This window comes from Alkalimonas sp. NCh-2 (genome assembly GCF_039631345.1).
In the GTDB taxonomy this organism is placed as follows: Bacteria; Pseudomonadota; Gammaproteobacteria; order Enterobacterales; family Alteromonadaceae; genus Alkalimonas; species Alkalimonas mucilaginosa.
Genome location: NZ_JBDIUV010000002.1, coordinates 652,992 through 672,897, shown reverse-complemented (window position 1 = coordinate 672,897; position 19,906 = coordinate 652,992). Strand labels below are relative to the sequence as shown.

Below are 19,906 nucleotides of genomic sequence, written 5' to 3'. Positions count from 1 at the left end.
GGAGCTTCGTCATGAAATATTTTCTAGTTGTGTGTACCTTCTTACTGTCATTCCAGCTAAACGCTCTGCCTATGCATTATTTTGGTGAGCTGAATGGCTCAGGCAGCTATCAAGGCACAATATCGAGCGCCAGCAGCTGGGTAAATCCACCACTATTTGGTTTGAACTCGTTCAGCCAGCAGGTAAACTTGTGGGGGTTTGAAGCCAAAGCTGGCGATATACTCAGTGTAGACATGCTTACCGGTTTGGATTTTGCCGGTGGTTTCAGTATTTATTTTGGTGAAGTCAGTTCGCAGGATCTGTTGCTGGGTTTGTTCAACAACACAGGCGATACCGGCAATGCCCTTTACATTGGTGGAACCAGCACTTTTATGGCCGATCACTGGGTCAGTGACATACTGCTGGATAATACGGGGTTTTATACTTTGATTGCCGGGGGCAAGTCTGGCTTTGGTTTTGGGACTGAATACAACTATGTACTGAATGTGGTACAAACATCGGCTACGGCAGTTGCAGAGCCTGCTTCACTGGCGTTGTTGCTTAGCAGTTTGTTGTTGTTTGGCTGTATCCGCCGCCGTTGACACTCACATTGCGAAGGTGCCAACAATGGCACCCTCGCATTTCCAGCCTAACGAGCAGCACGCTTTTTGCGTACATACACAGTACGGTTTACTTCACAAACAATAGCTCCGCTTTGATCTTTAATGTGCACCAAAAACTCCGGAAAATGTTTGTCACCATCGTCGGTCGCCGCTTTGATATCGCGTAACACCTGATCGGAAAGCCAGAACTCTGCCGTTAAAGGCCCCCTGCCAGGCGCAATAAAGTCGATATCGGCTTTTTTATCCCAGACATAATAATCTGCACCTAACGCCCCCATAATCATTAACGGGTATATCGGATCCGTCATCGCAAACATTGAACCACCAAACTGGCTGCGGTTAATGTTCTTGGTCCAGGGCCGTGATTTAAGTCGTACTTGCGCATAACAGAAATCGTCCCTGATGGTCTCCACCTTGATACCACTGAAGAAAAATGGCGGCCACAGGTTCAGCACCCACTTCATCAACCCTGGCTTCATCGCCCAATTCATCCATCACCCCAACTGGTAAGACCTGATTGCGCTATTCTACCTGAGCCGGAAAACAGCGCAAGCCTAAGACTGCTTGCTTACCTGCTAAGCAGATGGCCGAATTAGCATTTGATAAAAGCTGCATTGGCTTTATAATCAGATCAATTGTTGGCTACCGAAAGCATCTTATGACTGATAATAATACCGAACTTCGTAAAGCGGGCCTTAAGGTCACTCTGCCCCGGGTGAAAATTCTGGAGATCTTGCAAGATCCCAACAATCAGCATATCAGTGCCGAAGATGTGTACAAACTGTTATTGGAATCTGGTGAAGACATCGGCCTTGCTACTGTGTATCGGGTACTGAACCAATTTGATGATGCCGGTATCCTAACCCGCCATCACTTTGAGGGCGGCAAGTCGGTATTTGAACTGACCGGCAACAGCCATCATGATCACTTAGTGTGCCTGAACTGTGGGCGGGTGATTGAGTTTGAAGACGACACTATTGAGCGCAAACAACTGGAAATTGCCAGCAAGAATGGCCTCAAACTCACCAACCACAGCTTGTATTTGTACGGTGAGTGCGAGAAAAAGAACAGCTGTCCACACAATACCGACAACTAAAGTGCAGTACGATTACCACAAGGCCTCACTGCGTTGAGGCCTTTTTTGTATCTGCTTCCGGTTGCCAGCTTTGCCAGCCACGGGTTAACCGGTAACTGGCGTAGCTAAACCACTCACCGCTTAGCTTGGCAAAAAAATCATAGTTGCTTAAATTCACCGTTAGCCAGCAGTGCCAGCGACAGGGTAAAGGGCGGTAGGTACTGGTGCTGGCTGCAGAGAAGCCCGCATTGAATTGATGCAACTGGATCAAACGCTGTACCCGCCAGCCATGATGATCACTGCTGACAAATAGCAAGGGTTGCTGCTGATCAAAACGGGCCGCCAGTCGATAAAACTCCTGATAGGTGTTGTCTCCACCATCAAAACAGTCGATAGCGCCGGCATAGCCCTGCTGCTGCAGATAGCGGGTATAAGGCTGGCAATGACGGGTTGTAATCACCACCGCATGGCTGTCCGTGGCTGTCCGTTGCAGCAAATGATCCAGCCGGTTGCGGGCACAAGCCGGTAAAACGTCAGCCGAGCCGCCACAGCCCAGCACAACCAGAGTAGGCTCCCCGACAAGTACCCTGCTGTTATCCAGTTGTTGCAATTGCCAATGCCGTACCTGATTGGCCACAAAGCTATTGCCAAGCAGATAAAATAGCAGCCACAGCAACCAGAGCCCTTTTTTCCGGTAGCAAACGGCAGCCAGCAGCAAGGAATACAAAAAAAGGTTGTGTGGGTACAAAGCCAACTGAATAAAATCGGTCATGATGCTGTCCTTTTCAAGGGCTGTTGTGCTATCAGCCAGCCACACCAACATCCCCAGGGTAACCAAAGCATACCAGAAGTCAGCACATGGCCGGCTAAAGCAGCCAGCAAAAATAACAAGGCATTGAGCACTATTAAAACACGGCCTGTAACCTGGGCCCTGGCCTGCCAACTGAACCAAAGCAACGCAGCAAACCAGCAAAGTGCATACACCAAAGCCAGTCCGCCAAAAAACAGTGGCAAATCAAAAAAGTCCGACTCGGCAAAATATTTTTTCTGATAGAGGGCAATGCCTGCCTGCCCCACTCCCAACAACCAATGCCAGGGAGGAAAGTGCTCGGCCACTACTTGCAGGTTTTGTTGCATATACAGCTCACGTGATGAGAGCAGAAGACCCAGCAGGCCTTTCTCCTGCCAAACCCAGAGCAATTTCTGATGCAAACCTAATTGCTGCAACACTGGGCTCAGCCACAATGGGCTGCTGCCAAGGAGTAATAAGCCTCCTATACCTATCCCCATCGCATAACGCCGCCGCCGCTCTGCTGTCTGGTGCAGCAAAGGGATCAAAGCCGCCAGCAGCAACACTCCCAGCAAAGCGGTTTTCGTCAGCAATTGCACTGCACAAAAAAGTGCCAGCAGCAGGATAATGCCATAAGGCATCAATCCTTTCGACCAGTGCAGATGCAATTGAAAGGCAGTGAGTATTAGCAACAATGCCGACAACTCATTGGCCGAAATAAAGAAACCACTGCTGCCAAGCGAACCAAGCTCTATCTGTTCCATCGGGCTGTAAGCAGCATAGCCAAAGCCCGCGAAACCCAACATAAAATTCAACAATAGCACCAGGCTAAAACCATGCATCAAGTGATGCAGGGTACGAAGCGCTAACGCGGGTTGCCAGCAAGTCAAACGATAAAAGGCCAGCAAAGCAAGCCATGGGGCCAACAGCTTCACCACCAATGTCAGTTCCCTGGTAAAACCAAGCGGCGGCTGCAAACGCCACTGCGTGAACAGCGGGCCCAGCAAAAATCCTACCACCAGAGCCGCCATCAGCAAGAGTGTGCGGCCATCGCTGGCACGCAGTAGCCATAGCATCGCAGCCAGCAAAAACGCTTTATAGCCTTGCGCCAATGGCAGCAGGGCAAGCCCCAGACTCTGCGCAACCCCTTGCAACATATCCAGCAGCAAACTAAGCGCTGCCAACAAAAAGACCGCGTTCAAAGACCTGGCTGTGTCACTGATCTGTTTAACCAAAGAATCCCCGCCAGCCTTTTTGCATCAGTTTTAACCGCAGCTGACTTAGCCAGCTAAACTTTTGTTTCAGATAATAACGCAGTTTCAGCCTTGTCAGGCCATAACGGCGGCTGCGCCATAACTGACTGAATGTCATTGGTAATTGTTGCATGCTGTAGCGATAAAATGCCTGGTTCTGCAGGTTACGCCCAGACATTAAAGCACGGTGCTTGGCAACAAAGTCATCGTGTGCCTGCAGCCGCTTCGGTGAACCGGTGATACGCCCGGCTTCGTGGCCGGCATTGACCTGATAGCTAATATGGCCAATGCGCCGGGCCGGACCAAAACGTGCAACCACCCGCACCCACATATCGTAATCCTGAAAAGCAGCAAGGCTGGTATCAAAACCACCCAGAGCTCGCATCGATTCAGTTGGCACCAACGCTTGATTGGACAAGGTGTGCAAATCCAGCAATTCATCCAGAGCAATGATAGCATCGCTGTCAAAGCGACGCTTTGTGGTCATGCCGTAATGCCACAGATAGCCAGAGCAAACCATAGAGTCACCCGGTTGAAAGGCTGCCATCAGGCTCGACAGGCGATCCGGATAAAACACATCGTCATCATCCAGCCCGGTAACAAAATCGCCCTGCGCTGCTGCAATCGCTGTGTTGCGGGCGGCACAAGCCCCCTGGCTTTGTTCGTGTCGTAACAAACGAATTTTGGGATCCTGACCATAGCGTTGCTGTAAAAACGACCAGCTGTCATCGGTAGAGCCATCATCGACCACAATCAGCTCAAAGTGCGGATAATCTTGCGCCAGCACAGAGTCAATCGCTGTCACCGCCATCTGCTTGCGGTTATGTGTTGGCATATAAACACTAATCAACGGTAAGTGCTGGCTCATAATTTACCTCGTATTGCCAACCAAAGATAATGCACTAAACGCCCCTGGCGACCGATGCGGCTGGGCTGGCTTAACAAACGGTATGCCCACTCCAGATGCAAACGACACCAGATGGCAGGCGCCCGCTTGACGGAGCCGGTAAACACATCAAAGCTGCCGCCAACCCCCATAAAAAAGCAGTCCGGCAACTGCTGACGCAAGCGCTCTATCAACAACTCCTGCCGTGGCGATCCCATCGCCACGGGTACCACTTTGGCACCACTGTGAAGAATAGCGGTAAGCAGTTGCTGTTCATCCTTAAAGTAACCGTCGGTTGCACCGACCACAGGCACCCCTTGTTGCTCTAGCCTGGCTTTGGTTTGTGCCAGCACCTCAGCTTTGGCTCCAACCAGATACACCGGAACCTGGTACTCGGCACAGCGCAGCATCAGGTTTTGCCATAGCTCACACCCAGGAATACGCTGCACAGGCTGCTTTAAACGCCGACGCATGAGTGCAACCACGCCAATGCCATCAGCATAACGCAGCTCGGCCTTGCTCAGCATCTTTGCCACTCCGGGATCTTCGCGTGCAGCCATTACTTTTTCGGGGTTAATGGCGATAGCCGCACCGGCAAACACCTTGCCATCGGCAGCAATAATGGTTTCCAATAACTGTTGTTGATGCAAAAAAGCACCCACCTGGACTGGTCCTATTTGTACTGTTTCTGTGCCTTTGGTCATAACTGGCCTTGTTGGTTGCAAAGGGATTGATAAAGCGCCATTAATTCAGTCGCAATCACAGGCAACAGCTGACTGACGGCATAGTTCCGACCAGCCTGCTGCATTCGTTGGTAATCCTGCTCCGGCAGTTGCCAGCATAGCTGCAATTGCGCCAGTAGCTGTTTCATCAGTTCATCTTCCGACTGCCGTTGATCTACAATCCAGCCAAAATCCGGCTGCAACTGCGCCCTGGCACCATCTGTATCGGTTGCAAGCACCGGGGTATAGCAGGCCAAAGCTTCCGTCATCACCAGGCCAAAAGACTCCTGGCGGGACAAACTCAGCAGGAGTTTCGAGCGTTGATACCAGACTTTCAGTTGCTCCGGTGTCTGGCTGGGAAACCAACTCAGGTTGGCATAGTGCGTCAACCATTGCCGGACCTGGGGAGCAGCAGGCCCCTGCCCAATAATGCAAATGTTTTTATCTTGCAACTTTGGTAAGAGCAGCTGCAGCCGATCCAAACCTTTGTTGTCATTCAAGGTACCAACAAACAGCAGATCAATATCCTTTTGGGCTAAAGGCAAAGGTTCACAATCGGCAAAGTGCGCTGCGATCCCGGCTGACAATACCCGGCTTTGGGCCGGCCTGATAAAAAAAGACTGCTGCAAAGCCGGACTGGTGAAAATCCACTGATCGGCCCAGCCTGCACACCAGCGATACCAAAATCCAGCTGGTTGATACTGATAAATATCACTGCCGTGGCAAGTCACAATAATACGGGCTGAACGATTACGCAGCCATTTGTACAGAATTGCCAGCCAAATGGTTGGGTAATAAAAATGCACATGCAAAATATCATATCGCTTGCGACTGCAAACAAAACGAAGCAAAAAATCCAGCAACCATACCGGGTATTTCAACAACCGATTTAGGGCGCTATCGCTGTGCCAGCGCATCCAATGATAAGCGGTTGGTTCAGACAATGCCTGACGTTGCTGTTCGATGAACTGCCCCTGCACAGGGGCAGAGGCTTTTGGCCCCATATTGCTTATCAGCAAAATTTGCATCAATCTATCTCAAGTTTCAGTTTTTTTAGCCTCTGTTCAGGTTAGTGCAAGCTGCCTGACTGTAAGCTGAATTCAGAACGGGCACTAACTTGTTGCCCAGCTTAACAAAAAAGGATGGTTATGTATTCGTTGTTTTGGCCAGTAGTGGCTTGCGCTCTGCTGACAATAGGCGCCTTGACAGTATTACGGCCTCTGGCACATCGCCTGGGCTTACTGGATATCCCCAAAGGTCGCAAACAACACCAGGGAAAGATCCCGCTGATTGGTGGTTTGTCAGTCTTTGTTGGCGTAAGTGCCGGCCTGCTCATTGCAGATAGTACCGCTTTTGAGCACTGGGCTTTTATTGGCTGTGCTCTGGTCATCGTTGTGTTGGGAGCCTTAGATGATGCTTTGGATCTGTCGGTTGCTATACGGTTAGTCATACAAAGCCTGGTTGCCATCGCTATGATGTGGTTACTGGATTTGCACCTGGCCCATCTTGGGAATCTTTTTGCTCTGGGCCCAATTGAGCTTGGCTGGCTTGGACCGCCTCTGACCATCATCGCCGTGATAGCAGCCATCAATGCATTTAACATGACCGATGGCATTGATGGACTGGCTGGCAGCCTGAGCTTACTAACTATGCTGGCTCTGACCTTCTTTATGCTGATGTGGGGCCAACAGGATACCGCTTTGTTGCCCATTTTGATGATGGCTGCTTTACTGCCTTATCTGGCAGCTAATTTGCAGTGCTTTGGTTTACGTAAAGTGTTCTTAGGCGATGCCGGCAGCATGCTGATTGGCCTGACCGTGATATGGTTGCTACTGCAAGGCAGCCAGAGCGCAGAAAGCAGTTTTCGCCCGGTTACCGCCTTGTGGATCATCGCAATCCCATTACTGGATATGACGGTGATCATGATTCGGCGCATACGCAAAGGCCAATCCCCCTTTCAAGCCGACCGGGAGCACTTACACCATATTTCTCTGCGACTGGGTTTGGCACCGCGCCATGCTCTGCTGTTTATCATCGGCCTGGCCGGTGTCGGTGTAAGTATTGGTGCCCTGGCCGAATATTTGCTGTTGCCTGAGCTTCTCGTGTTGCTGCTGTTTCTGGCCGTTGGTGCAGGCTATTTTTATCTGTTAACACATGTTTGGCGCATTGTCTCAACGCTGCGCCGTCGACGCAACTAAGCAAGGCTCAGGCAGAAAATGCCGCCTTGCGCCGGTTGTACTCTGCGATCATTGCTTCCATACTGGGCGCATCGTAAGGCGATAAGTTACTCAAAATCATGCGCTTGCGGCCTTTCCCCAGAGTTTCGCCCTGACAAGTCAGGGCGAAATCCAGCATCGCACTGCCTCGTTTACCGGCTACCTCCAGACTGGCATCGGCTAACTGCAGCTCAGGCAAAGTAGCTGGCAATGCCGTTAACTCCAGCGTCATGCTTTCATATATCACCATTGGCCGCTGCGGATGAATCATAACCGCCTGTTGCTGCATCAGAGGATGCAAAATGTGGGGAAAATTTTTCCCGGAAAACTGCACATAATCGGTAGCAATGGTCTCAATCAGTGGTAAATCCTTACTGACAGCCCCCTGTTGCGTCAATGACAGGTAAACTTTGCCATCCCGGTCGCAAATACGAATGTCTGCACCTTCTTGCTCAAAATGCAACCAGACGTCAGCCGCCACCATGCCAGAGAAAGTACAGCATAAGCGCTCACTCAGGCCATACTGGCTTAATAGCCAGGAAAACATCAAATCACCCGGCACACAAAAACGCTTAGCATCCTCATCATGCAATGGATTAAAATCACCGGCCACTTTTTTGGCAAAGACACTGCCCTGCTGACGACTGAAACTAAACTCACCGGCTTGCTGATTGACATAAGGAGTTAAAAACATGATGCTTCCATTGGTTTAATGCAAAACCCGTCGATTCTACCCTAATTTTTACTAAAATTGGTCTAGCCAGTTGTTATTTTCTGTCTTCACGCATCAACTGCAAGTCAACGCCTAACTCTTCGCAAAAAGCTGGCAAGCTTTATGCTTTATTTAACCTGGTGCAGCGAACCAATCAAGCAGCATGAGCAAAACTGCTTGCTGGTCCTCCTATGCTGTTGCAACAAGAGAGCAAATCATGACGTTTAAAACCAGCCGCCAGCATTTAGCGGCCATGAAAAAACTAACTCTGGCAGAGCTGGAAGATAAATTGCTGGAACATCAACAACTGCTGAATGCCCTGGTGAAAGACAGCGGCATCTTATTGCCGCAATTGCTGCAAGCACCTGCCCTGAATGAACTGAACGCCACCATTTTTACCGATGCGTTAAAGGCCTATGCCAAAAAAGATTACGCTATTGCTGCGCAAAAATTCCGCCAGGCAGCCATGCTGGGCCACGCCAAGGCGCAGTACTATTTTGGTTTGATGTTTTTGAAAGGCCTGGGGCTGCCTGCCTCAGCCAAACATGCGTACAGCTGGTTGTTGCTGGCAGCGAAACAACGCGATACATCGGCCGCACAACTGCTGCAATCGTTGCAATCGAAGTTGCCGGCAGAGTTACTGCAACAGGCTACTGAGCTGGCGGCAGAGCGCTATGAAAGTATTGAGGATAGAAAACACGCTTTGATTTAAAAAAGTGCTTGATTTATCATCGATAGCGAACTACTGTATATCCATACACTGTACATAATCACAGTTAGGAGCTTGTATGAACCCAGCAGACAGCCATAATGCTACCGACCTATTTGCCAGCAACCAACCTGGCTTGCATTATTGCACGCCCCTGGCGGCGCAAGATGAAAGCCGTTATCTGAGCAACTTGTTGCAGCAACAACAAGATAGCACCGGCTGGACACTGATCCTGGCGCCAGAGGGAGCCTCATTAAAAGTGCTGGCAGAAATGGAAACCTTGCAGCAAAACCGTACCTTGCTGGTACACCGCAAGCAAATTCAGGATCTGGCGGGCACCTTGAAAAAAGCTATTCTGGCAGGAACTTGCAGCTGCATCATTAACTTTGCTGAATTAACCGATCTGCAGCAATCCCAGGAACTGTCCAAGCTGGCCGCATGCTGTGGCTGTAGGGTATACTGCTTCTCAAGCAATACAGGCTGGTGCCACTAAAGCATCAGCTTTCATCTCCTTTACACGGAAATCTGCCAGATGCATTGTTACTGTGGTTCCGACTTGCCTTTTAGTGCATGCTGCCAACCCTATTTATCCAACCAACAGCAGCCAGAAAACTGTGAACAGCTAATGCGCTCGCGTTACAGCGCTTTTTGTCTGCAACACCTGACTTACCTGCACCAAACCTGCAGCCACGAGCTGCAAGCAGAGCAAGCCCCCGAACAGATGCGGGAGTTTGTTGCACAGGTACATTTTACCCGGCTGCAGATTTTACCATTGCCGGCCATGGCATCTATTGAAGATGAAGGCCATGTGCATTTTCAAGTCTGGTACCTGCAAGGCAATCAATTGCATAGTTTTCGTGAGCTGTCGCGTTTTAGCCGTCAACAGGGCCGTTGGTTGTATCAAAGTGGCACTCTTGCAGAATTGCCTGCTCAGAAAGTTGGCCGTAATGATCCCTGTCCTTGTGGTAGTGGCCGCAAGTTTAAAAGTTGCCAACCACATCTGTTATCGGCTCAGGCAGCAGCCTGAGGCTTGATGTGCTGTAACAACTCATAAAGCGCCGTAGCGTCAACCTCCACCGGCTCCTCTTTCTGCTGCCGGCGTCGACGCCGACTGTGCAAATCAAGGTTATCGGCTACCCGGGCATCCAGCTTTTTAGCATCATCCTGCAGCACTATGGGCAATGGGCTAAGCGCTTGCTGCAAGCGACAGGCAATAAAGCTCTGCTGCAGCGCATGGTTGCAAGCGGCCACACGCGCTATATCACCAGGTTGCAACGCAAAAACTCTGGGCTTTCCCAAACCAAAGCTTTGCCGTAAAGAAGGCTTTTCCGACGATTTCTCTGGCTGTTGCAAAACAAAAGCGGCTTGTTCTTCAACCGCAGCTGACAACAACGATCGCCACAACCGAAAATCGGCTGGTTGCTGTCGTTGCAGGGCCAGGTTCATTTCCGGGCCAATCTGCCATTCATGGATCAGCATGCATACCACACTATTTTTTGCTCTTGCTGGCTTTATCGGCAATCGAACAAATAAATAAAGGGCTTGGCTTTACATCAACGTTTTTTTTGGTATGATGCAGGCCTTGTGTGGAGGGGTTCCCGAGTGGTCAAAGGGATCAGACTGTAAATCTGCCGGCTCAGCCTTCGAAGGTTCGAATCCTTCCCCCTCCACCACTTTTCCTGCAGTACGCATACATTTTCCTTGCTATCCCTACCTATTTTACTGACACTTAGCTTATGAAATTCCAACACCGTTGTTTTAATGGAAAGCAAAGCACTTGAAAATCTGCGCGTACTGATTGTTGATGATCAACGCTCCTTTCAGTTGATGTTCAAAGGCATTCTCTATTCCATGGGCGCAACCAACATTGCTTTTGCCCCAACTGGTGAACAAGCACTGGCCAAGTGCATTAATATGGATTACGACGTACTCTTTGTCGACTATCACCTGGGCACAGGCAAAAATGGCAAACAGCTGCTGGAAGACTTACGTGAAAAGAAACTGCTAAAGCCCGGCAGTATTTTTATGATAGTGACCAGTGAAAACACTGTCCCCATGGTAATGAGTGCCGTAGAACTGGAGCCGGACGATTACCTGATAAAGCCTTTCTCTCAACGCGTATTGCGTAACCGCATCCAGAAAATACAACACAAAAAAAAGCAGCTGAAATCCCTGTATCAGGCGCTGCACGATGAACAATTGGAGCAGGTAGTCAACTTCTGTCGGCAGGAAATTAGTCAGGAGGGCCGGTATCAGCAATTTTGTAAGCGTGTTCTTACCGAAACACTGATCAAGCAACAGCAACTGGATGCAGCGGAGCAAGTCTTAGCGCATAATTTGCAGCAACACCGAAGCGGCTGGGCCTTGATGCTGCAGGCGCACATTTGCTATGAACGTCAAGCTTATGAGCAGTGCCTTGCCCTTTGTAACGAAGCACTGGAGTCCAACCGTTATTTTGCCGAGGCGCTGGATTTAACCGCCAAATGCTATATGGCACTGAGCGCACCGGAAGATGCGTTAAAGGCCATTCAGCAAGCAGTAGAGATAGCCCCACATTCGATGAGTCGCCAGCATCTGGTAATGGAAATTGCCCGGGAGTTGCATGATATTCCGCAGCAGGTCGCTGCCAGCAAACAACTGTACGAGATAACCCGACGTTCACTAAAACAGGATGTGATTCATTTGCAAAATTACATCCGCACGGTCATTGAAGCAGCGATGGAAGCTGAAGATCCTCAACAAAAAAACCGTTACCAACAAGAAACCTTGATTGCTTTGCAACGTGCCCGGCTGGATGAAGCCATGATTCGGGATATCGATTTCGATGTATTTGAAATACTTTGCCAGGCCAGGCTGGAGTCTCTTAGCGGCCAACAATTTCAGGCCAAACGAACCTATGCCAGCATTGCTGATTTATTAACCGAGCAAGAGCACAGCCTGGCAGATGCGGTACTGTTACTCAATCAAATCGGCGAGTACGAAGAAGCTGAAAGCCTTAGACAACGTTTGCCGGAAGCCACCCTGGAAAACCCTGTACTGAATGCCATTATGCGGCGGCAGGTGGATAGCACCGGCGAGCGACGAGCGCACTTTACCGAATTTAACAAAGAGGGCATTCGCTGCTACAAGGCTGGCAACTACCAGGAAGCGGCCAGACAGTTTGAGCTGGCGCTGGAACTGGCCCCGATGAATACCGGGGCAGCACTTAACTACATTCAAAGCCTGCTGCAACAGCTGACTCAACCTGCCAATGGACGTGCCAGAGCCGGAGATACCTTTGAACGCTGCCGTAAAACCTTCCGTGTGGTGGATCATATGCCGCTGCCGGAACATCACCGGGTTCGCTATCAGGAGTTACTAAGTCGCTTCGAAAAAATACGCAGCGAACAACGGCGTTAGGCTGTTTCTTGCAACGCCTGACACAGCTCCTGAAACAAAGTACTGGCGCCAATGCGCAGCGACTGAGGCTGCGCCTGCCGCCCGGTAATGCGCTCATACTGTTCCATCAACGCCAATGCCTGAGCCAGGGTGCGAATGCCGCCTGAAGCTTTAAAACCAACCAGCCGATCAGCACCGGCAATGACTGTCAGCATCACTTCAGCGGCCTCATCCGTTAAGCCTACCGGAACTTTGCCGGTCGATGATTTGACAAAATCAGCTTGGCTTTCAATCACCAACTCCGTTGCTTTAGCAACTTGCTGGCAGGTGATTAACTCACCACTCTCAATAATCACTTTTAATAAAGCGGAGCCTGTGGCTTGACGCACATCATGCAGGAAGCTTTTCACGCCCCCGATTTTGCCAGCCATGAGTTCCTGATACGGCAGCACACAATCAATTTCAGTTGCGCCGGCTGCTAAAGCATCCGTAATCTGCTGACTCACGACGTCTATACTTTGCTGGCCTGAGGGGAAATTCACGACCGTTGCGATACCTAACCTGGATTGTTGCCATACCGGAAACTCTGCCACCAGCGGCAGGTACTCGGGATAGAAACAGATGGCTGCCGGCTGATGCTTCGCCTGCGCAACCTGCTGCAGCCAATGACGCACGCCTTGCACATCATCCGGCTGTTGCAAGCGTGTAACATCAAGTAGTGACATTAATTGTGTAAGACGTTCAAACATGATCATCAGGAGCCTTTTAGATTTTTTTTCTTTTAGTGAAACTTTTTCAGTGTATCAGCGTCTTAAATGTAAGAGTGATAGTACTGTTTTTTTATAGTGTTTTATCTCGTTCTTGTGTTTCAACCTGTCCTTGTGTTTGTCTTGCCGGCCTTCGTGGCCGGTTTTTTTATGTCAGTAACCGAAGCTGGTGCTGCCGTAACCAACGCCTTGCAGCCTCCACATCCGGGTAATAACTGCGCACCAGTTGCCAGAAATCGGTAGAGTGGTCCATCCACTGCAAATGAGCTAACTCATGCACAATAACATAGTCAATCACCCAGTCGGGAGCTTTGATCAAGTGCCAGTTTAGTCCAAGCTTACCGGTACTGCTGCAACATCCCCAGCGACGGCGCCAGCTTTTAAGGTAAAAGCTCGAGCAAAACAGCTGCATGCGCTGCTGCCAGTGTTGAAGGCGCGGCTCCAGCCATAGGTGGGCTTGCTGCTGGTACCAACACTCAATTTGCTGCTGATAACTGTACCAGCGCCGCTCGGGCCGAACCCTGCTGCCAGAGTACAACAACAAGTGGCCCCCTTCAAATACGAAACTGCTTTTCTTGGCTTGTAACAATTGCACAGGAATGATCTGATCCAGCAATAACACACCATCCTCAACCGGGTTGCGTTTTGCTTGCTGCAATTGCAGTTGCTGCTGTTGCAGCTGCCGCTGGATCCAGGCTTTATTCTGCTGAATAAAGGCATGAATGTGCGCTTCACGACAATGAGGCGTCGCCCTGACAAAAAGTGACCCCGCTTTCACCTGCAATGCCAGACGCTTGCGCTTTGCACTGCGTACCAGCGTGTAGTTGAGCCCAGTGTCATCATGTTGCAGCATTTTTCCCGCCACCTATCATCCGGCCATTTTTTCTGGCTGCTAGCATAGGTATTTTTGTCCCTGTACTCAAGCATACATTCACCCCAGGCAGCTGTGGTGGTAAGATCAGCCTTATACTTTTCCAATCAGCAGCGAAAATGGACCAAGCATGAAAATTGTATCTTTTAATATCAATGGCCTAAGAGCACGACTGCACCAACTCGAGGCACTGATCAGCAAGCATCAACCTGAGTTGATTGGTTTGCAGGAAATCAAAGTGCACGATGACGAATTTCCGTTAAGTGCTATCGAAGCTATGGGCTATCATGCCTACTATTTTGGGCAAAAAGGTCATTATGGTGTTGCCATTTTAAGTAAGACACCAGCACTGCAAATGCAATATGGCTTTCCAACCGACGAAGAGGACGCACAGCGCCGCATGCTGATAGGCCACTTTGCATTAAAGGATGGCCGGCAGTTAACACTGCTGAATGGGTATTTTCCGCAAGGTGAAAACCGCAGCCACCCTATCAAGTTTCCCGCCAAAGAAAAGTTTTACGATGACTTGCAGAACTACTTGGTCAATCACCACCAACCGGATGAATTGCTGGCGGTGATTGGTGATATCAATATTTCGCCACAGGACATTGATATCGGCATCGGTGAAGCTAACGCGAAACGTTGGTTGCGGGAAGGAAAAACATCTTTTTTGCCAGAAGAGCGAGCCTGGCTGGCGCGCTTGCAAAACTGGGGACTGACCGATACCTACCGGCAACTTCACCCTGAGACCGGCGAGCAATACAGCTGGTTCGATTATCGCTCAAAGGGCTTTTTGGACAACCGCGGCCTGCGTATTGATGTGGTTCTGGCAACAGCCACTTTAACCAGTCATCTAACCGAATCAGGCATTGATTACGAATTACGGGGTATCGAAAAACCATCGGATCATGCCCCGGTCTGGTCCACTTTCGCACTGTAATCCTGTCACAGACTGTTGCGGATAAAGGCTTTATCCAACTGACGGTAAGCCTGCTGCAACAGCTGACCTAAATCGTAATAACGCAAAGTTTGCTCAGGTGCCTGCGGGGCAGGCACAACCGCAACCCCTTGCAATTGCATTTGTTGCATGATCTGCTGATACCATTGCCGCACAGCCGGGGGCAGGCGCTTGCGAGAACGCACACCTAACCAATACCATCCTTGCAGAGGTATGGAAAGCAATAGCAAGCTCATAGCGATCAGTAAAGGCAGTTGGCTGGCACCATGCCACTGATACTGAAGCACAGCATTCAGCACGGCAATGCCAGGAAGCACTCTCTGAGCCCATTGCGTCAACCGTATCATCCGGTTTTCTGGAAATACGCCATTCAACTCCGGTTGCATTGGCCAAACTTTACTGTAATGCATGCCTGTTCGAATGATCGTATACATCGATTGACGCATGTTTCCTCCTATGATCTGACCTATTCACTTTAGCATAAAACGCCGTGCAAATTTTTTTATTGCACGGTAGCGAACGCACAGAAAATCAAGTCGCATCCCCCTACACAGATAAGGGCTGGCGAGAAAAGTCAACCAAAAAAGTGCCTGAAACCATGACTTTACTGGGATTAACTGTGACTAAAATCAAAATGCACAACGCAAAGTGCGTTTATGGCATTTTTGTCTATATTTTAGCTTATAAACAAACAATCAAAAAATGTGCCAATAGACATAACTAATTTCAATCAATCACTTGCGCCAGTTACACATGAATACCCACAGAATTATCCACAGATTCTGTGGACAAGATAAATGCTGTTTCCAGCCACTCCCCAGGCTTTGTGTCAGTATTTTGTACAGCTAAAATGACACCTTCATCGCAAATTCATGCTTAGTTCATAAAAATATCATTTATTCCAAGGGTGACTAGTGGCAGTAGCTGGATAACGGGTGCATCAAAGCAGCAATTTAGCTATGCTAGAACACAGGGATCATTCACTATCACGAAAACCAGATGCAAACTGTAAACACCAGTAGCGCAAGCCGTCTTCAGGGTTTCTCTGTATTGGCACCAGCAGATGGTTACTTGCAAGCACTGAATCAAGCGCCCAATGCCGTTATTCGGCAGTTAACAAGCCTTGGTTTTTGCCTGCGACTCAGCGCTCCTCATGTGGTCAGCCCCTGCGCCGGTGACGCCCGGCTGGAATTTTGCCCGCACCCCTGCATCCGCTTGCGCCACAGCAGCGGCTTGCATTTGCGACTCGAGCTACCCGAAACACTGTTGTCCCGATATGGCCAGGGACTTCACTGGCAGCTACAGCAGGGCCCTGTCCGCCCGGGCCAGCCATTGCTGACCTTCGATCCTCTTTATTTGCAATACAAACCCATACTCAGCCTTGCCGTCTTCCCTCACCCGGCTATTTGGGCTGAACCGATAGCTGTTAACCGGGCTGTGCAAGCACTGGAGCCTTGTTTTTCAATTCAACTAGTAGGAAAAAATGCATGATTACGCTGTATGGCATTCCCAATTGTGACACCATCAAAAAAGCCTGTCGCTGGCTGGAACAACAACAGTTGCCCTATCAGTTTGTCGATTACCGCCAACACCCCTTAACCGAAGAGCAATTACAAAGCGCCATTGCCGAGCTGGGTTACGACAAAGTATTGAATACGCGAAGCACCACCTTCCGGCAATTGCCAGAGCAGGATAAAAGCCAACTGGATGCCAGCAAAGCACTTCGCTTGCTGCTGCAGCATCCAACACTGATTAAACGCCCATTACTGCATTGCAAGCTGGGGTATCGGGTTGGTTTTTCCGAAAGCAGTTATCAACAATTGCAGGAGCAACTGGCATGAGCGAACCAAGTGCCGTGATCAAACTGGCGATGGAGTTGATGGCCCGGCCATCGATCACTCCGGAAGACGCTGGTTGCCAGCAACTCATGGCGGAGCGGCTTGCTCCGCTGGGCTTTCGCATTGAGTCGATGTTTTTTGAAGATACCCTGAATTTATGGGCGCGCAAAGGCGATGGCAAACCATTGTTTTGCTTTGCAGGCCATACCGATGTAGTCCCGCCAGGTTCACTCGAGCATTGGCATACCCCGCCTTTTGAGCCAACCCTGATCGATGGTACTTTGTACGGTCGAGGTGCGGCTGATATGAAGGGCAGCCTGGCAGCGATGATCGTTGCTACAGAGCGTTTTTTAGCCCGGAAACCACAGCTGACCGGCGATATCGCCTTCTTAATCACCAGCGATGAGGAAGGGCCTTTTATCAATGGCACCAAGCGGGTCATTGAAACCCTGGAAGCCCGGCAGGAGAAAATCCGCTGGTGTGTCGTCGGCGAGCCATCCAGTAGCCATCAGGTAGGTGATGTTATAAAAAATGGCCGCCGTGGTTCATTAAGCGGCAATCTTGTGGTGCAAGGGGTGCAAGGTCATGTTGCCTACCCACAACTGGCTGATAACCCGGTCCACAAAGCCGCTGCGGCTCTGGCTGAGCTGGCAGCACAACAATGGGATCAAGGCAACGCTTTCTTTCCTGCCACCAGCTTTCAAATTTCCAATATCCATGCTGGCTCAGGTACTACCAATGTGATCCCCGGCGAGATGCAGGTACTGTTTAATTTCCGCTTTAGCACTGAGGTTACTGCTGAGCAGCTGCAACAGCGGGTCTATGCCATCCTGGATAAACATGCATTGAATTATCAACTAGACTGGGTATTAAACGGCGAACCCTTCCTGACGCAATCAGGGACTCTACTGGATTCCGCCGTGAAGGCTGTGAAGCAGGTACAAGGCTTTGCCCCTAAGCTGGAAACAAGCGGTGGTACCTCGGATGGTCGTTTTATTGCACCAACCGGAGCAGAAGTGATCGAGCTCGGCCCCTGCAATGCCACTATTCACAAAGTGAACGAGTGCGTGCTGGCGGCAGATCTGGATCGACTGGCCACGATGTACGAACAGATCTTAGAGCATAGCCTGACATGAGCACTGAGCTGTTGACGTCTTGGCAACTTACCGGTCAGGACGACAGCCATTTGCAGAAGCTTGCTAGCGGTGAGCTTTTACAAGCGGAGGCTGCCAATGCCTGGTTACAGCTGCGTCAATTGGCCAGACGGGATGGTATTGAGTTGGTGGCGGTATCCAGCTACCGCAGTTTTGAGCGTCAGGCGCAGATTTGGCAACAAAAGTGCAACGGCAGCCGTCCGGTACTCAACCAGCAACAACAGGCGCTGGATATCCAGCAGCTGTCTGGTTGGGACAAGCTCGAAGCCATTCTGTTGTACAGTGCTTTGCCAGGCACCAGCCGGCACCACTGGGGTACTGAGCTGGATGTGATGGATCAGGCGGCATTGCCTGCTGGTTATCAACTGCAGTTGGTCCCATCAGAATATCAACCCGGAGGGGTTTTTGCCCACCTGGCCGCCTGGCTGGACCGCCATGCGGCTGAAGCTGGTTTCTTTTTGCCTTACAGAAAGTACTGTGGCGGAGTCGCCGCTGAGCCCTGGCATTTAAGCTACCAGCCACTTGCTCACGCCTGCTTAAAGCAATTAAGCCTGGACACCGTCCGGCAGGCCTTATTACGCCAACCGATAGCGGAACAAAGCCTGGTCCTTACCAAGCTGCCAGAGATTTTCCAGCGCTATGTCCAGACCATCTGCGAGCCTGCCGCATGAACTGGGCCCTGTTCACTGCCCTGGTACTTGCCTTTGGTGTGATTCTGGGCAACCTGATGCTGCTGCGCCATCTGGACAAACTATCGGGAGCTAAAACCACAAAGCCAACCGCTAAAGCAGACGAGAATAAAAGCCTTACTGACAAACAGGGCCCTCTATCAGCAAAAAACCAGGGCCAAGCCAGCGAAACAACAAAGCCCGGCCCGGAATAACCACCTAAGACTGAGCGGTTGCGAAAAAACGTTGCAGCTGATCTTTTAAGTTAGGCGGCACACCACGAATGGTAAGTGTATCCTGCTGTGGATCGTATACTACCCGCTCACCCAGGTGCTTCTGTTCAAAGCTGACACTAACGCCGGCACCAGCACCACTGAACTTTACCAAGGTTTTCAGGCTTTTCACTTCCACTGGAAATTGCTCGGCTACGGCCAGTTGTTGCTCGGCACAATAATGCAAAAAGCCATGCTGATCATCCGGGTCCATGGCTTCAGACAACTCTTTTAGCACAACATCCTGCCCTTGCTTGCTTTGTTCTTCGCAATATTGATAGACCTGTTGCCGTACCTGATTTTTCTCGGTCGGATCAAACTCCGCTGCACTCAGGTACTCTTCCACGGAGCTAAGCATTTGCTTGCTGTTTTCTTTTGCATCCGAACCTTCCGCACAGCCAAGGAAATCCAGAAAAAAATCGGCTACTTTGCGGCCGGCACGGCCGCGAATAAAAGAAATGGCGTGCGGATGGTTGCGATTGAGTTGATATTCAGTCAAGTCAATACGAGCAGCCAGCTGCATTCGGGCAATATCAAGGTGTTTGGCGGCCGCCAGATCCAACTCGGCAGTGACGCTGAAATGCTCTTTACTACCCAGCAGGCACAGCAGCAAATAATCGGTGGCCAGATAACGATAGTGGCTAATCAGCAAATAGCCCGACTCTGCCAACTGATGTTCTGTCAGTTGCCGGACCAATTCAGCTGCCGCAGTCTTAGCCAGCTGTAAAAAATCCTCGGGTTGTTGCAGCCATTGTTCAAGGCTGTCTTGCACCAAAGGGGATTTTTCCTCACTAAAGCGGGCATAGCCCTTGGCCGGCTTTCCGTTGTATGACAAGTGCAACTGCTCAAGCAGATGGCAGACTTGGGCATTGGTTGGCACCAACGCCTGAGGCTCGCGGATTTGGGGGGCTTGCTGCTCATCCAGCTCAAGATAATGAATGGTTAACTGGAACACATCGACCGACATAAATTTTCCTAATGTTGCAGATTTCTGTTACTATTCACACCAGATAAGCGGACTTTCCCGGTACTCCC

Annotated in this window: 25 protein-coding genes and 1 tRNA gene; 14 read left to right on the top strand and 12 right to left on the bottom strand. The window is 50.2% G+C overall.

Features of this window, described 5'->3' with window-relative positions; translation table 11 throughout:
• The first annotated feature begins 11 nt into the window (after positions 1 to 11).
• Positions 12 to 581 (top strand): hypothetical protein, encoded by a 570-nt coding sequence (locus ABC502_RS08485; protein ID WP_345915560.1) that lies wholly within the window; start codon positions 12 to 14, stop codon positions 579 to 581.
• Positions 582 to 628: 47 nt separating this feature from the next.
• Here the strand turns inward: ABC502_RS08485 and ABC502_RS08480 are convergent, their stop codons facing one another.
• Positions 629 to 1,093 carry a DUF4442 domain-containing protein gene (locus tag ABC502_RS08480; protein WP_330088486.1) on the bottom strand — a complete coding sequence of 155 codons (465 nt, stop codon included), beginning with the start codon at positions 1,091 to 1,093 and terminating at the stop codon, positions 629 to 631.
• A gap of 167 nt (positions 1,094 to 1,260) precedes the next feature.
• On the opposite strand from ABC502_RS08480, the gene fur reads away from it, so the two are divergent.
• A complete protein-coding gene (fur, locus tag ABC502_RS08475; RefSeq protein WP_330088487.1) occupies positions 1,261 to 1,698 on the top strand; it encodes a ferric iron uptake transcriptional regulator in 438 nt (145 codons plus the stop codon).
• Positions 1,699 to 1,723: 25 nt separating this feature from the next.
• On the opposite strand, the gene ABC502_RS08470 is transcribed toward fur, so the two are convergent.
• The 5 genes from ABC502_RS08470 to ABC502_RS08450 are packed head-to-tail and all read right to left on the bottom strand — an operon-like array spanning position 1,724 to position 6,356.
• Positions 1,724 to 2,449 (bottom strand): YdcF family protein, encoded by a 726-nt coding sequence (locus tag ABC502_RS08470; protein WP_330088488.1) that lies wholly within the window; start codon positions 2,447 to 2,449, stop codon positions 1,724 to 1,726.
• Complete coding sequence (locus ABC502_RS08465) at positions 2,446 to 3,669, bottom strand: O-antigen ligase family protein (protein WP_345915559.1); 1,224 nt, start codon at positions 3,667 to 3,669, stop codon at positions 2,446 to 2,448. The genes ABC502_RS08470 and ABC502_RS08465 overlap by 4 nt, the downstream gene beginning before the upstream one ends.
• Before the next feature lie 25 nt (positions 3,670 to 3,694).
• Positions 3,695 to 4,588 (bottom strand): glycosyltransferase, encoded by an 894-nt coding sequence (locus ABC502_RS08460; RefSeq protein ID WP_345915558.1) that lies wholly within the window; start codon positions 4,586 to 4,588, stop codon positions 3,695 to 3,697.
• Positions 4,585 to 5,310, bottom strand: coding sequence for a WecB/TagA/CpsF family glycosyltransferase (locus ABC502_RS08455; RefSeq protein WP_330088491.1), 726 nt, complete (start codon positions 5,308 to 5,310; stop codon positions 4,585 to 4,587). Before ABC502_RS08455 ends, ABC502_RS08460 begins: the two co-directional genes overlap by 4 nt.
• Complete coding sequence (locus ABC502_RS08450; RefSeq protein ID WP_345915557.1) at positions 5,307 to 6,356, bottom strand: glycosyltransferase family 4 protein; 1,050 nt, start codon at positions 6,354 to 6,356, stop codon at positions 5,307 to 5,309. The genes ABC502_RS08455 and ABC502_RS08450 overlap by 4 nt, the downstream gene beginning before the upstream one ends.
• A 120-nt stretch (positions 6,357 to 6,476) precedes the next feature.
• Between ABC502_RS08450 and wecA the strand changes: the two genes are divergently transcribed.
• Positions 6,477 to 7,526, top strand: a complete 1,050-nt coding sequence (wecA, locus tag ABC502_RS08445; protein ID WP_345915556.1) for a UDP-N-acetylglucosamine--undecaprenyl-phosphate N-acetylglucosaminephosphotransferase — start codon at positions 6,477 to 6,479, stop codon at positions 7,524 to 7,526.
• Between the two features lie 7 nt (positions 7,527 to 7,533).
• Here wecA and ABC502_RS08440 read toward each other — a convergent pair whose 3' ends face one another.
• Positions 7,534 to 8,238 (bottom strand): DUF3581 family protein, encoded by a 705-nt coding sequence (locus ABC502_RS08440; protein WP_330088494.1) that lies wholly within the window; start codon positions 8,236 to 8,238, stop codon positions 7,534 to 7,536.
• A gap of 235 nt (positions 8,239 to 8,473) precedes the next feature.
• On the opposite strand from ABC502_RS08440, the gene ABC502_RS08435 reads away from it, so the two are divergent.
• The 3 genes from ABC502_RS08435 to ABC502_RS08425 all read left to right on the top strand — a co-directional run bounded on the left by ABC502_RS08435 (position 8,474) and on the right by ABC502_RS08425 (position 9,992).
• The gene (locus tag ABC502_RS08435) at positions 8,474 to 8,968 is read left to right on the top strand and encodes a hypothetical protein (protein WP_330088495.1); all 495 of its coding nucleotides are present in this window, start codon (positions 8,474 to 8,476) and stop codon (positions 8,966 to 8,968) included.
• Positions 8,969 to 9,044: 76 nt separating this feature from the next.
• A complete protein-coding gene (locus ABC502_RS08430; RefSeq protein ID WP_330088496.1) occupies positions 9,045 to 9,458 on the top strand; it encodes a hypothetical protein in 414 nt (137 codons plus the stop codon).
• Positions 9,459 to 9,497: 39 nt separating this feature from the next.
• A complete protein-coding gene (locus tag ABC502_RS08425; RefSeq protein ID WP_345915555.1) occupies positions 9,498 to 9,992 on the top strand; it encodes a YchJ family metal-binding protein in 495 nt (164 codons plus the stop codon).
• On the opposite strand, the gene ABC502_RS08420 is transcribed toward ABC502_RS08425, so the two are convergent.
• Positions 9,977 to 10,444 (bottom strand): VC2046/SO_2500 family protein, encoded by a 468-nt coding sequence (locus ABC502_RS08420; protein ID WP_345915554.1) that lies wholly within the window; start codon positions 10,442 to 10,444, stop codon positions 9,977 to 9,979. The genes ABC502_RS08425 and ABC502_RS08420 overlap by 16 nt on opposite strands.
• A gap of 109 nt (positions 10,445 to 10,553) precedes the next feature.
• Between ABC502_RS08420 and ABC502_RS08415 the strand changes: the two genes are divergently transcribed.
• Together ABC502_RS08415 and ABC502_RS08410 are read left to right on the top strand one after the other, a co-directional pair.
• Positions 10,554 to 10,638, top strand: a tRNA-Tyr gene (locus ABC502_RS08415).
• An 88-nt stretch (positions 10,639 to 10,726) separates the two neighbouring features.
• Positions 10,727 to 12,364, top strand: coding sequence for a response regulator (locus tag ABC502_RS08410; protein WP_345915553.1), 1,638 nt, complete (start codon positions 10,727 to 10,729; stop codon positions 12,362 to 12,364).
• Here the strand turns inward: ABC502_RS08410 and deoC are convergent.
• Positions 12,361 to 13,092, bottom strand: a complete 732-nt coding sequence (deoC, locus tag ABC502_RS08405; protein WP_345915552.1) for a deoxyribose-phosphate aldolase — start codon at positions 13,090 to 13,092, stop codon at positions 12,361 to 12,363. The two genes, ABC502_RS08410 and deoC, sit on opposite strands and share 4 nt — an antisense overlap.
• Positions 13,093 to 13,258: 166 nt before the next feature.
• Positions 13,259 to 13,975, bottom strand: coding sequence for a SprT family zinc-dependent metalloprotease (locus ABC502_RS08400; protein WP_330088501.1), 717 nt, complete (start codon positions 13,973 to 13,975; stop codon positions 13,259 to 13,261).
• Between the two features lie 136 nt (positions 13,976 to 14,111).
• On the opposite strand from ABC502_RS08400, the gene xthA reads away from it, so the two are divergent.
• Positions 14,112 to 14,921 (top strand): exodeoxyribonuclease III, encoded by an 810-nt coding sequence (gene xthA, locus ABC502_RS08395; protein WP_345915551.1) that lies wholly within the window; start codon positions 14,112 to 14,114, stop codon positions 14,919 to 14,921.
• A gap of 5 nt (positions 14,922 to 14,926) precedes the next feature.
• Here the strand turns inward: xthA and yfbV are convergent, their stop codons facing one another.
• The gene (yfbV, locus tag ABC502_RS08390) at positions 14,927 to 15,385 is read right to left on the bottom strand and encodes a terminus macrodomain insulation protein YfbV (RefSeq protein ID WP_345915550.1); all 459 of its coding nucleotides are present in this window, start codon (positions 15,383 to 15,385) and stop codon (positions 14,927 to 14,929) included.
• 553 nt (positions 15,386 to 15,938) lie between these two features.
• Here yfbV and ABC502_RS08385 point away from each other — a divergent pair.
• From ABC502_RS08385 to ABC502_RS08365, 5 genes are read left to right on the top strand one after another with little or no spacing between them, the layout of a single operon-like run.
• Positions 15,939 to 16,430, top strand: a complete 492-nt coding sequence (locus ABC502_RS08385) for a hypothetical protein (RefSeq protein WP_345915549.1) — start codon at positions 15,939 to 15,941, stop codon at positions 16,428 to 16,430.
• Positions 16,427 to 16,780, top strand: a complete 354-nt coding sequence (locus tag ABC502_RS08380; RefSeq protein ID WP_330088505.1) for an ArsC family reductase — start codon at positions 16,427 to 16,429, stop codon at positions 16,778 to 16,780. The genes ABC502_RS08385 and ABC502_RS08380 overlap by 4 nt, the downstream gene beginning before the upstream one ends.
• Positions 16,777 to 17,913, top strand: coding sequence for a succinyl-diaminopimelate desuccinylase (gene dapE, locus ABC502_RS08375; protein WP_330088506.1), 1,137 nt, complete (start codon positions 16,777 to 16,779; stop codon positions 17,911 to 17,913). Before ABC502_RS08380 ends, dapE begins: the two co-directional genes overlap by 4 nt.
• A complete protein-coding gene (locus tag ABC502_RS08370; RefSeq protein WP_345915548.1) occupies positions 17,910 to 18,602 on the top strand; it encodes a M15 family metallopeptidase in 693 nt (230 codons plus the stop codon). The genes dapE and ABC502_RS08370 overlap by 4 nt, the downstream gene beginning before the upstream one ends.
• The gene (locus tag ABC502_RS08365; RefSeq protein ID WP_345915547.1) at positions 18,599 to 18,814 is read left to right on the top strand and encodes a DUF2897 family protein; all 216 of its coding nucleotides are present in this window, start codon (positions 18,599 to 18,601) and stop codon (positions 18,812 to 18,814) included. The genes ABC502_RS08370 and ABC502_RS08365 overlap by 4 nt, the downstream gene beginning before the upstream one ends.
• Positions 18,815 to 18,818: 4 nt before the next feature.
• On the opposite strand, the gene yejK is transcribed toward ABC502_RS08365, so the two are convergent.
• The gene (gene yejK / locus ABC502_RS08360) at positions 18,819 to 19,838 is read right to left on the bottom strand and encodes a nucleoid-associated protein YejK (protein WP_330088509.1); all 1,020 of its coding nucleotides are present in this window, start codon (positions 19,836 to 19,838) and stop codon (positions 18,819 to 18,821) included.
• Positions 19,839 to 19,906 lie beyond the last annotated feature (68 nt).